The sequence below is a fragment of the Streptomyces sp. NPDC019890 genome (assembly GCF_044903445.1).
In the GTDB taxonomy this organism is placed as follows: domain Bacteria; phylum Actinomycetota; class Actinomycetes; order Streptomycetales; family Streptomycetaceae; genus Streptomyces.
In genome coordinates this window covers 209,332-221,864 of the sequence record NZ_JBJDQK010000007.1, presented here as the reverse complement: position 1 = coordinate 221,864, position 12,533 = coordinate 209,332, and the positions used below count along the sequence as shown (strand labels likewise).

7 protein-coding genes are annotated in these 12,533 nt (G+C 69.2%); all 7 read right to left on the bottom strand.

What is annotated here, in order from left to right:
* Window positions 1-56: 56 nt before the first annotated feature.
* Entirely contained in the window at window positions 57-1,718 is a 1,662-nt protein-coding gene (locus ACI2LP_RS20965) for a glycoside hydrolase family 13 protein (RefSeq protein ID WP_404725996.1), read from the bottom strand.
* Window positions 1,719-1,765: 47 nt separating this feature from the next.
* A complete protein-coding gene (locus tag ACI2LP_RS20960; protein WP_404725995.1) occupies window positions 1,766-2,635 on the bottom strand; it encodes a carbohydrate ABC transporter permease in 870 nt (289 codons plus the stop codon).
* Complete coding sequence (locus tag ACI2LP_RS20955; protein WP_404725994.1) at window positions 2,632-3,645, bottom strand: carbohydrate ABC transporter permease; 1,014 nt, start codon at window positions 3,643-3,645, stop codon at window positions 2,632-2,634. Before ACI2LP_RS20955 ends, ACI2LP_RS20960 begins: the two co-directional genes overlap by 4 nt.
* 87 nt (window positions 3,646-3,732) lie before the next feature.
* Window positions 3,733-5,031 carry an ABC transporter substrate-binding protein gene (locus ACI2LP_RS20950; protein WP_404725993.1) on the bottom strand — a complete coding sequence of 433 codons (1,299 nt, stop codon included), beginning with the start codon at window positions 5,029-5,031 and terminating at the stop codon, window positions 3,733-3,735.
* A gap of 211 nt (window positions 5,032-5,242) precedes the next feature.
* Entirely contained in the window at window positions 5,243-6,256 is a 1,014-nt protein-coding gene (locus ACI2LP_RS20945) for a LacI family DNA-binding transcriptional regulator (protein WP_404725992.1), read from the bottom strand.
* A gap of 215 nt (window positions 6,257-6,471) precedes the next feature.
* Window positions 6,472-7,932, bottom strand: coding sequence for a glutamate synthase subunit beta (locus ACI2LP_RS20940; RefSeq protein WP_404725991.1), 1,461 nt, complete (start codon window positions 7,930-7,932; stop codon window positions 6,472-6,474).
* Window positions 7,925-12,484, bottom strand: coding sequence for a glutamate synthase large subunit (gene gltB / locus ACI2LP_RS20935; protein ID WP_404725990.1), 4,560 nt, complete (start codon window positions 12,482-12,484; stop codon window positions 7,925-7,927). Before gltB ends, ACI2LP_RS20940 begins: the two co-directional genes overlap by 8 nt.
* Between the last annotated feature and the right edge of the window lie 49 nt (window positions 12,485-12,533).

The following is a 12,533-nucleotide window of genomic DNA, read 5'->3' as shown; positions in this document are numbered from 1 at the left end:
GTCGACCGGGCCGGCCCCCCCGTCAGGCGGAGAATCCGGCCCGGCCGAACTTCGCCTCAGAGCGCCAGCCACACCGCGGTGTCGCTCGGCAGCCGGTCACCGTCCAGCGTCCCGCTGGCCAGCAGTACCCGGCTGTGAGCAGGCAGGGCCACCGGCTCGTCGGAGAAGTTCACCACGCACCGGAAGCCGGGCTCACGGCGGAACGAGAGAACGTCGCTGTCCGGGGCGCTCTCCCAGCTGAGCGTGCCGTCGCCGAGGGCGGGGTTGCTCCGGCGCGCGCTCAGCGCCGACCGGTAGAGGTTCAGCATGGAGGCCGGGTCGCCGTCCTGAGCCTCGGCAGTCAGGGACTTCCACGCCTCCGGCTGAGGCAGCCACGGCGCCGCGGTGACGGCGTCGGGGCTGAAGCCGAACGGCGGGCAGTCATCGCTCCACGGCAGCGGGACGCGGCAGCCGTCACGCCCTCGGTCGGTGTGGCCAGAACGTTCCCAGGTGGGGTCCTGGAGCACCTCCTCCGGCAGATCCTCGACCTCCCACAGGCCCAGCTCCTCGCCCTGGTACAGATAGGCACCCCCGGGCAGGGCCAGCGTGAGCAGGGCGGCGGCCCGGGCCCGCCGGGTGCCGAGCCCCAGGTCGGCCGACCGGTCGAGTTCGGACAGCGACCGCTGCTGACCCTCGGGCTGCGGCCTGGCGTAGCGGGACACATGCCGGGCGACATCGTGGTTGGACAGCACCCAGGTGGCGGGCGCACCCACCGCGCCGAGCGCGGTGAGCGATTCGTCGATCACCCGGCGCAGGTGGCCTGCCCGCCAGGGAGCCATCAGATAGTCGAAGTTGAACGCCGTGTGGAGCTCGTCCGGGCGGACATAGCGGGCCAGCCGCTCCGGAGTGCCCGCCCATGCCTCCGCGACAAAGGCACGGGAGTCGCCGTACGCGTCGGCGACAGCCCGCCAGCCCTGGAAGATCTCGTGGACTTCGTCGCGGTCCCAGTGCGGGTGGTCACCGACGCCCACTCCGTCGAGGAGCTTGACGTCGAGTGAGCCGAGGTCCGGCAGCCCGGGTGCCTTGACCAGGCCGTGCGCCACATCGATGCGCACCCCGTCGATGCCCCGGTCGAACCAGAAGCGCAGAATCGACTCGAACTCGGCGCGCACCTCGGCATCGTCCCAGTCGAGGTCCGGCTGCTCGGGGGCGAAAAGGTGCAGGTACCACGGCCCGGGTGAGCCGTCGGGCTCGGTGATCCGTGTCCAGGCGGGGCCGCCGAACACGCTGCTCCAGTCGTTGGGCGGCAGGTCGCCGCGGGGGCCTCGGCCGGGCCGGACGATGTAGCGGTCCCTGGCCGGCGACGAGGGACCGCCGGCCAGCGCCTCGCGGAACCACGCGTGCTCGGACGATGTGTGGTTCGGCACGATGTCGATGAGGACACGCAGCCCGTGCTCGTGCGCCTCCTCCACCAGGGCCTGTGCGTCGTCCAGGGTGCCGAAGGCCGGGTCGATGTCCCGGTAGTCGGCGACGTCGTAGCCTCCGTCGGCCATGGGGGACGGGTACCAGGGGCTGAGCCAGAGCGCGTCCACGCCGAGCCGGGCGAGGTGGGGAAGGCGCCGGCGCAGACCGGCGATGTCACCGATACCGTCGCCGTTGCCGTCGGCGAAGCTGCGGATGTACACCTCGTAGATGACGGCGTCGCGCCACCAGTTGGCGGGGGTCCGGGCAGGAGCCACGGTGATTCTCCTCGAAAGAACGTAGGTGAGGGGCGGGCGGGGGCCGGTTACTTGACGGCACCCGCCGTGAGTCCCGCGATGATCCTTCGCTGGAAGATCAGCACGAGGACCACCAGCGGCACCGTGACGACGACGCCGGCCGCCATCTTGGTGCCGTAGGGGATGTCGAACCCGGTCGACCCTCCGAAGCGGGAGATCGCGACGGTGGCGGTCTGCATCGAGTTCTTGTTCACCATCGAGACGGCGATGATGAACTCGTTCCACGCGGCGATGAACGTGAGGATGGCGGTGGTGAACACGCCTGGCGCGGTCAGCGGCATGATGACCTTGCGGAACGCCTGTCCTGGAGTACAACCGTCCACCATCGCGGCCTGTTCCAGTTCGCGCGGAAGCTGCTTGAAGAACGCGGTCAGGTTCCACACGGCCAGCGGCAGTGCGAACGACATCGACGGCACGATCATCGCCTGGTAGGTGTTGACCCAGTGCAGTGTGTTGGAGAACAGCTTCAGCATCGGCACGACCAGGGCGATCCCCGGGAACATGGAGGTCGCGATGATCACGGCCAGCACCGCGTTCTTGAAGCGGAACTCCAGCCTGGCCAGTGCGTAGGCGGTGAACACCGCGATCACCAGGGTGAGGACCGTGGTGATGCCGGCCACGAGCAGGCTGTTGAGCAGCGCCCGCCCGAAGCCCGTCCCCGGCCTCAGCACCGCCCGGTAGTTCTCCAGCGACCACGGCGAGGGGATCGGGGACTTGTCGAACAGATCGGAGCTGCGCCGCAGGCTGGAGACGACCATCCAGTAGAACGGCGCCAGACAGTAGGTCATGATCGCGGCGACGCCGGTGAAGGCGAGCACGGCCGGTGGGGCGAATCGTCGCCGGGGCCGAATCCGTACGGTGGTCGAGGTGACGCTCATGCCGTCGCTCCCTTCGTCGTTGCCCGCCGGGCGCGGCGGTCGCGCTTCGTGGCCCGCCGCTCGGAGAACACATCGGCGCCCAGGAGTCTGACGAAGACGAAGGCGACCACGGCGACATAGAGGAAGAGGATCACCGCGTAGGCGGAGGCAGGCCCGTAACGGGTGTTGGCCGCCTCGTCGAACGCCAGCATCGACAGCGTCTGAACCGACTCCTTGTGCGCGCCGACGAGGACGTACGGCAGGTCGAACATGCGCAGCGCGTCCAGCAGCCGGAACAGCACGGCCACCAGCAGCACCGGCCTGATCATGGGAAGGGTGATGCGGAGGAACTCCTGCCGGCGGTTCGCGCCGTCCACGCGCGCCGCCTCGTACACCTCTTTCGGGATCAGCTGGAGACCGGCCAGTACCAGCAGTCCCACGAACGGGGCGGTTTTCCAGGTGTCCGCCACGATCACCGCAAGGGCCGCCTGGACCCCGTCCGTGGTCCACAGGATCTCCTGCCCCAGCAGGGCATTTGCCGCACCGTCCGCCTGGAAGATCCACTGCCACAGCAGGGCGGAGACCACGGTGGGGATGGCCCACGGCACCAGTACCCCGGCCCGGACCAGGGCCCTGCCACGTACCGCGTGGTTCATCACCAAGGCCATCGCCACGCCGAGCACGGTCTCGATGAGCACGGTCGTGACGGTGAAGAACGTGGTGTTGGAGAAGGCGTTCCAGAACTGCTTGCCCGCCTCCCCGCCGAAGATCTCCGTGTAGTGCGTCAGGCCGGTGAACTGCTCGCCCTCCGATACGAATCCGGAGCTGTCCAGGCCCGACTTCTCACTGAACAGGGACTCACGGAAGGCCGCCAGCACCGGGTATCCGGCAACCAGCGCGAGAACCAGGAGCGTTGGGGACACAAGCAGTGCGGCAAGTCGGCCTGTGCCGCGTTTTCGGGACGGGCCGGGGGCGGGGGGCGGCTTGGGCGCCAGGGTGGCAGGGCGTTGCGGTGCCGTCAGGCTGGACATCGGAGATCACCTTCAGCGGGGCGGGGAAGGGCGGGCGAAGGGAGCCGCGGGAGCCGTGTCAGGGGGCGACGCCGCGCGGACCGGGGGTCACGGCTTCGCGATCTTCTCCAGACGTTCCTGGAGGTCCTTCAGTGCCGCCGCCGGCGGGGTGCCGCCCTGCAGTGCCCGGTACGCCGCGCTCTGGATCGCCGCCGTCGCGTCTCCGTAGCGCACCACGCGCGGGCGGGGTGCGGCGCCCAGGATCGAGCTCTTGAGCACCGGCAGGTACGGGTACTTCTCGATCATCGCCGGGTCGTCGTACAGGGACGCGATGGTCGGCGCGTTGGAGCTGAGCAGCAGATTCTCGCGCTGCGACTGCTCGCTCGTGATGAAGCTGATGAAGTCGAGGGCAGTCGCCTTGTTCTTGGCGAACCTGCTGATCGCCAGGTTGTGTCCGCCCAGGCTGGAGACGCCCGGTCCGTTCAGGCCCGGCAGCGGGGCGACGCCGAACTTCCCCGCGACCTTGGAGGAGCCGTCCTTGGCGTTGGCCAGGGACCACTGGTACGGCCACTGCCGGTGGAAGACGAGCCGGCTCTGCTGGAAGGCCTGCCGGCCCTCCTCCTCCTTGAAGGTGATGGCCTTCTTCGGTATCAGGCCGCTCTTGTAGGCGTCCGTGAAGAAGCTGAGGCCCTTGAGCGCCTCGGGTGAGTCGACGGTCGGCTTGCCGTCCTTGTCGACGACGGAGCCGCCCGCGCCGTCGATCATCTCGGAGAAGTTGACCGTCAGGCCCTCGTACTTGTCGAACTGGCCCGCGTAGCAGGACATGCCGTTGCCCTGCGGAAGCGCCAGGACCTTCTGGCAGGTCTGCTCCATCTCCGCCCAGGTGCGCGGAGGCTGGGCGCCCACCTGCTTCAGCAGATCGGAGCGGTAGTACAGCAACCCGCCGTCGGAGGTCCACGGGGCGGCATAGAGACGGCCGAGGTACGAGGCGCCTTCCAGCGTGGGCCCCAGGTACTTGCCGGCCTCGAACCTGTCCTTGGGCAGCTCGGCCACCCAGCGGTTGGCGGCGAACTCGGCCGTCCACACGACGTCGAGGCTGAGCACGGAGAACTCGCCGGACTTCAGCGATGCGTTCTGGATCATCCGCTGGCGCTGGTCGTCGGCGTTGTCGGGCAGTTCGATGAAACGCACCTGCTCCTTGCGGTGGCTCTTGTTCCACTTGTCGAGCATCGTGGCGAGGACACCCGTGTTGTCCTTGCCGCCCGCCAGTGTGATGGGTCCGCGGCCCTTGAAGCTGTCCGTGCTGTTTCCGCCCGCGCTTCCCGCCTGGGTACCCCCGCTCCCGCATGCGGCCAGAACGGCCGCAGCCGTGCTCACCACGCAGGCTCTGAGCAGCAGGTGCCTCATGTTGATCTCCTTTGTGCGGCTCCCGGCGGTCGTCCTCCGCCAAGGTGCAGTGAGACTAAACAGCGAGGCGCAAGGCAGTCTACAGATACTCGCAAGTTACTTAACATTTCTTACGCAAGCAGCCGTCATTCGCGATCACTTCCATGCAAAAGGCGGCGTCCAGGAGGACGCCGCCTTCTCTTGGGGTGGGTTCTCCCCACCACTGACTCCGCTAGCCGCGCGCGACCGCGGTGCTGCCCCTCACCACCAGCTCGGGCTCGAACAGGAGCTCCTCGTTGCTGTTGTTCTTGCCGGCGATCCGGCTCGCCAGCAGTGACACCGCGGCCCTGCCCATCGACTCGACCGGCTGGCGCAGCGTGGTCAGCGGGGGGTTGGCCAGCGGCATGAACGTCGAGTCGTCGTACCCCACCACGGAGACGTCGCCCGGCACGTCGAGTCCCATGCGCTGGAACGCCCGGACGGCACCGAGAGCCATGAGGTCGCTGCCGGACACCACGGCCGTGACGCCCTGCTGAATGAGTCTTTGCGCGGCCGCGGCACCGCCCTCCAGCGAGTACATCGTGTGTGTGACGAACGGCTCGGGGTCCCGCACACCGCAGAGCTCGCGCATCGCCGTGATGAACGCCGTCTTCTTGCGGACGGCGGGCACATGATCGTCGTACTCCCCCAGCGCCAGCCCGATGCGCCGGTGCCCCAGGGAAGCCAAGTGACGTACCGCCAGCTCGGCCGCCATCCCGTCGTCGGTCGACACGGACGGGAAGCTCAGCCCCTCCGCCATCCCGTTCACCCCGATGACAGGCAGTCCGCGCTCCAGCAGCCGTTCGTAGTGGCTGTGGTCCGCCTTGATGTGCGAGTGGAGGCCGCAGACGAACACCGCGCCGGAGATCTGGTGCTCCAGCAGCAGGTCCACATAGTCGCTCTCGGACACACCCCCGAAGGTGCGGGTGCACAGCACGGGCGTGAACCCACGCTGCGCCAACGTGGAGCCGATGACCTCGGAGAACGCGGGGAACACCGGATTTGTCAGATCCGGCGCCACCAGTCCGACCAGGCGGTTGCCCCGCTCCCTCAGCTGCCGGGGCCGCTCGTACCCGAGGACGTCGCACGCGCTCAGCACCGCGGCCCGGGTCGACTCCGCGACCCCCGGCTTCCCGTTGAGGACGCGACTGACCGTCGCCTCACTCACCCCGGCGTATTCCGCCACCTCGACCAGTCGTTTCGCCATGACCGCAAGGCTACTGCAAGTCTTGCATTCGTTTACATAAGTCCCTGAGGGCGGGAGCTCGACAGGGCCCGCTCCTCGTCGGGCAGACACACCGCGGCGCCCACCCATTGTCCGGTCGGGGACAGGGCAGGCGCCGCAGTGCCGGGGGTCCGGGGGTGGCCCCCGGAAGTACCCAGCCCGTACGCCGTTGTACGGGACGTCTGTTGAGGTGGGGCTCAGACCGTCAGCGCACGGTCCGTCGGGCGGATCGGGGCCGGGAGCTGGCTCGCACCCGTCAGATAGCGGTCCACGCCGCGCGCCGCCGAGCGGCCCTCGGCGATCGCCCACACGATCAGCGACTGGCCACGGCCCGCGTCACCGGCGACATACACACCATTGACGTTCGTCGCGAAGTCCGCGTCCCGCGCGATGTTGCCGCGCTCGTCCAGCTCCAGGCCGAACTGCCCCACCAGGCCGTTCTCCTGGTCCGTGCCGGTGAAGCCCATGGCGAGGGTGACCAGCTGCGCCGGGATCTTCCGCTCCGTGCCGGGCTTCTGCTCCAGCTTGCCGTCCTTGAACTCCACCTCGACGAGGTGCAGGAACTGGACATTGCCGTCCTCGTCGCCCTCGAAGTGCGTCGTCGAGACGGAGTAGACCCGCTCGCCGCCCTCCTCGTGCGCCGATGTGACCTTGTAGAGCATCGGGAAGGTCGGCCACGGCTGACCCGTCGGACGGTCGTCGCCCGGCCGCGGCATGATCTCCAGCTGGGTGACGGAGGCCGCGCCCTGCCGGTGCGCCGTGCCCACGCAGTCCGCGCCGGTGTCGCCGCCGCCGATGACCACCACGTGCTTGCCCTCCGCCGTGATCGGCGGGGCCACGAAGTCGCCCTCCTGCACCTTGTTGGCGAGCGGCAGGTACTCCATCGCGAAGTGGATGCCGTTCAGCTCACGGCCCGGGGCGGGCAGATCGCGCGAGACGGTCGCACCGGCCGCGATGACCACCGCGTCGTACCGCTTGCGCAGCTTCGCCGCGTCGATGTCGCGGCCGATCTCCACGCCCGTACGGAACTTCGTGCCCTCCGCCCGCATCTGCTCGATACGGCGGTTGATGTGGCGCTTCTCCATCTTGAACTCGGGGATGCCGTACCGCAGCAGTCCGCCGATGCGGTCCGCCCGCTCGTACACCGCGACCGTGTGGCCCGCCCGGGTCAGCTGCTGGGCCGCGGCGAGACCCGCCGGGCCCGAGCCGATGACCGCGACCGTCTTGCCGGACAGCCGGTCCGGGGCCTGCGGCTTGACGTCATTGGCGTCCCAGGCCTTGTCGATGATCGAGACTTCGACGTTCTTGATGGTGACGGCCGGCTGGTTGATGCCGAGCACACACGCGGACTCGCACGGCGCCGGGCACAGCCGCCCGGTGAACTCCGGGAAGTTGTTGGTCGCGTGCAGCCGCTCGCTCGCCGCCGCCCAGTCCTCGCGGTAGGCGTAGTCGTTCCACTCGGGGATGAGGTTCCCCAGCGGACAGCCGTTGTGACAGAAGGGGATGCCGCAGTCCATGCAGCGCCCGGCCTGCTTGCTGATGATCGGCAGCAGCGAGCCGGGAACGTAGACCTCGTTCCAGTCCTTGAGGCGCTCACCCACGGGGCGGGTCTTGGCGACCTCGCGCCCGGTGGTCAGGAAGCCCTTGGGGTCAGCCATTGGTCGCCGCCTCCATCATCTTCTCGGTGGTCTCCTGGTCGGAGAGACCGGCGAGCTCAGCGGCGTCCTTGGCGGCGAGCACTGCCTTGTACGTGGTCGGAATGATCTTGCTGAAGCGGTCCACGGCGACGTCCCACTCGGCGAGCAGCTTCGCCGCGACGGTCGAGCCGGTCTCCTCCTGGTGGCGGCGCACGACATCGTGCAGCCACTCCTTGTCGGCGTCCGACAGGGCCTCGACGGCATCGACATTGCCGACGTTGACGTTGTCGCGGTCGAGGTCGATGACGTACGCGATACCGCCGGACATGCCGGCCGCGAAGTTGCGTCCGGTCTCGCCGAGGACCACCGCGTAACCGCCGGTCATGTACTCGCAGCCGTGGTCGCCCACGCCCTCCGAGACGACCGTGGCGCCGGAGTTGCGGACGCAGAAACGCTCGCCGGTGCGGCCCCGCAGGAACAGCTCGCCGCCGGTGGCCCCGTAGGCGATGGTGTTGCCCGCGATGGTGGAGTACTCCGCGAGATGGTCGGCGCCGCGGTCCGGGCGGACGATGACGCGGCCGCCGGAGAGGCCCTTGCCGACGTAGTCGTTGGCGTCGCCCTCCAGCCGCAGGGTGACGCCGCGCGGCAGGAAGGCGCCGAAGGACTGGCCGGCCGAGCCGGTGAAGGTGATGTCGATGGTGTCGTCGGGCAGGCCCGCACCGCCGAACCGCCGGGTCACCTCGTAACCGAGCATCGTGCCCACGGTCCGGTTGATGTTCCGTATGGCGATCTGGCCGCGGACCGGCTGGGCGTCCTCGGCGGACGCCGCGTTCAGCGCCTCGGCGGCGAGCTCGATCAGCTCGTTGTCGAGCGCCTTCCCCAGACCGTGGTCCTGCTCGATCAGCTGGTGGCGCACGGCGCCGTCCGGCAGCTCGGGCACGTGGAAGAGGGGCGCGAGGTTGAGGCCCTGGGCCTTCCAGTGGCTCACGGCCCGCTCGGTCTCGAGGAGTTCGGCGTGGCCGACGGCCTCCTCGATCGTACGGAAGCCCAGCTCGGCGAGGAGCTCACGGACCTCCTGGGCAATGAACTCGAAGAAGTTGACGACGTACTCGGCCTTGCCGGAGAACCGGTCCCTCAGGGTCGGGTTCTGCGTGGCGATGCCGACCGGGCAGGTGTCCAGGTGGCAGACGCGCATCATGATGCAGCCGGAGACGACGAGCGGCGCGGTCGCGAAACCGAACTCCTCGGCGCCCAGCAGCGCGGCGATGACGACATCGCGACCGGTCTTCAGCTGGCCGTCGGTCTGCACGACGATCCGGTCCCGCAGGCCGTTGAGCAGCAGGGTCTGCTGGGTCTCGGCGAGACCGAGCTCCCAGGGGCCGCCGGCGTGCTTCAGCGAGGTGAGCGGCGAGGCGCCCGTGCCGCCGTCGTGGCCGGAGATGAGGACGACGTCCGCGTGCGCCTTGGAGACACCGGCGGCGACCGTGCCGACACCGACCTCGGAGACCAGCTTCACATGGATGCGGGCAGCCGGGTTGGCGTTCTTGAGGTCGTGGATCAGCTGAGCCAGGTCCTCGATGGAGTAGATGTCGTGGTGCGGCGGCGGCGAGATCAGCCCGACGCCCGGGGTCGAGTGCCGGGTCTTGGCGACCCAGGGGTAGACCTTGTGGCCGGGCAGCTGGCCACCCTCGCCGGGCTTGGCACCCTGCGCCATCTTGATCTGGATGTCGTCCGCGTTGACCAGGTACTCGCTCGTCACACCGAAGCGGCCGGAGGCGACCTGCTTGATGGAGGAGCGGCGCTCCGGGTCGTACAGCCGGTCCGCGTCCTCGCCGCCCTCACCGGTGTTGGACTTGCCGCCCAGCTGGTTCATGGCGATGGCAAGGGTCTCGTGCGCCTCGCGGGAGATCGATCCGTACGACATCGCGCCGGTGGAGAAGCGCTTGACGATCTCGGAGGCCGGCTCGACCTCGTCGATGGAGATCGGCTGCCGGTCGGACCTGAAGCCGAAAAGGCCGCGCAGCGTCATCAGCCGCTCGGACTGCTCGTTCACCCGGTCCGTGTACTTCTTGAAGATGTCGTACCGCTTGGTGCGCGTGGCGTGCTGGAGGCGGAAGACCGTCTCCGGGTCGAACAGGTGCGGCTCGCCCTCACGCCGCCACTGGTACTCGCCGCCGATCTCCAGCGCACGGTGCGAGGCCGCGATGCCGGAGGCCGGGTACCCCTTGGCGTGCCGGGCGGCGACCTCCTTGGCGACGACCTCGAGTCCGGCTCCACCGATCTTCGTGGCGGTTCCGTTGAAGTACTTCTCGACGAAGGCCTCGTCGAGGCCGACTGCCTCGAAGACCTGGGCACCGCGGTAGGAGGCGACGGTGGAGATGCCCATCTTGGACATCACCTTCAGAACGCCCTTGCCCAGCGCGTAGATCAGGTTGCGGATGGCCTTCTCGGGCTCCAGGCCCTCGATGAAGGTGCCGGCCCGGACCAGGTCCTCGACCGACTCCATCGCCAGGTACGGGTTGACGGCGGCCGCGCCGTAGCCGATGAGCAGCGCGACATGGTGCACCTCGCGCACGTCACCGGCCTCGACCAGCAGACCCACCTGGGTGCGCTGCTTGGTGCGGATGAGGTGGTGGTGCACGGCGGAGGTGAGCAGCAGCGACGGGATCGGCGCGTGCTCGGCGTCCGAATGCCGGTCGGAGAGAACGATCAGGCGGGCGCCGTCCTCGATGGCCGCGTCGGCCTCGGCGCAGATCGCCTCGATACGGGCCGCGAGGGCGTCGCCACCGCCGCTGACCCGGTACAGGCCCGAGAGCGTCGCGGCGTTCATGCCCGGCATGTCGCCGTCGGCATTGATGTGGATGAGCTTGGCCAGCTCGTCGTTGTCGATCACCGGGAAGGGCAGCGTGACGCTGCGACAGGAGGCCGCGGTCGGCTCCAGCAGATTGCCCTGCGGGCCGAGCGAGGAGTACAGCGAGGTGACGAGCTCCTCGCGGATGGCGTCCAGCGGCGGGTTGGTGACCTGCGCGAAGAGCTGGGTGAAGTAGTCGAAGAGCAGCCGGGGGCGCTGGGACAGGGCCGCGATCGGGGAGTCCGTACCCATGGAGCCGAGCGGCTCGCCGCCGGTCCTGGCCATGGGCGCGAGGATGACGCGCAGCTCCTCCTCGGTGTAGCCGAAGGTCTGCTGGCGGCGGGTGACCGACGCGTGGGTGTGGACGATGTGCTCGCGCTCGGGCAGGTCCTCGAGCTCGATCTCGCCGGCCTCCAGCCACTCCTGGTACGGCTGCTCGGCGGCGAGGGCCGACTTGATCTCGTCGTCCTCGATGATGCGGTGCTCGGCGGTGTCGACGAGGAACATCTTGCCGGGCTGGAGGCGGCCCTTGCGGACGACCTTGGCGGGGTCGATGTCGAGGACGCCGACCTCGGAGGAGAGGACGACGAGGCCGTCGTCGGTGACCCAGTAGCGGCCGGGGCGCAGGCCGTTGCGGTCGAGGACCGCGCCGACCTGGGTGCCGTCGGTGAAGGTGACACAGGCCGGGCCGTCCCAGGGCTCCATCATCGTGGAGTGGTACTGGTAGAAGGCGCGCCGGGCCGGGTCCATGGAGTCGTGGTTCTCCCACGCCTCGGGGACCATCATCAGCACGGAGTGCGGCAGCGAGCGGCCGCCGAGGTGGAGCAGCTCCAGGACCTCGTCGAAGGAGGCGGAGTCGGAGGCGTCCGGCGTACAGACCGGGAAGATCCGGTCCAGCTTCTCGCTGCCGAAGAGGTCACTGACCAGCTGCGACTCCCGGGCGCGCATCCAGTTGCGGTTGCCCTTGACCGTGTTGATCTCGCCGTTGTGCGCGACGAAGCGGTACGGGTGGGCGAGCGGCCAGCTCGGGAAGGTGTTCGTCGAGAACCGCGAGTGGACGAGCGCGACGGCCGTGGCGCAGCGCCGGTCGGAGAGGTCCGGGAAGAAGGGCTCCAGCTGGCCGGTGGTCAGCATGCCCTTGTAGACGATGGTGCGGGCGGAGAGCGAGGGGAAGTAGACCCCGGCCTCGCGCTCGGCGCGCTTGCGCAGCAGGAAGGCCTTGCGGTCGAGCGCGATGCCCTTGCTCTCGCCGTCCGCGACGAAGAGCTGCGAGAAGGCGGGCATGGTGGCGCGTGCGCCGCTGCCGAGCAGATCCGGGGTGACGGGGACCTCGCGCCAGCCGAGGACGGTCAGGCCCTCCTCGGCGGCGATCGTCTCGATCCGTGAGACAGCCTGGGCGGAGTCGTCGGCCGGCAGGAAGGCGATGCCGACGGCGTACGAGCCGGCCTCGGGAAGCTCGAAACCGCTGACCTCGCGCAGGAACGCGTCGGGGACCTGAAGCAGAATGCCGGCGCCGTCACCCGAGTCGGGCTCGGAGCCGGTGGCGCCCCGGTGCTCGAGATTCCGCAGTACGGTCAGCGCCTGCTCGACCAGCTCATGGCTGGCAACACCGGTGAGGGTGGCCACGAACCCGACACCGCAGGCGTCGTGTTCGTTACGGGGGTCGTACATCCCCTGGGGGGCGGGGCGACCATCCATGGGCGACCAGGCGTCGGAACGCATCGGCACTCCCGTCGTCGTCGTGGCATGTGTAACTGCCGAGGGACGACGT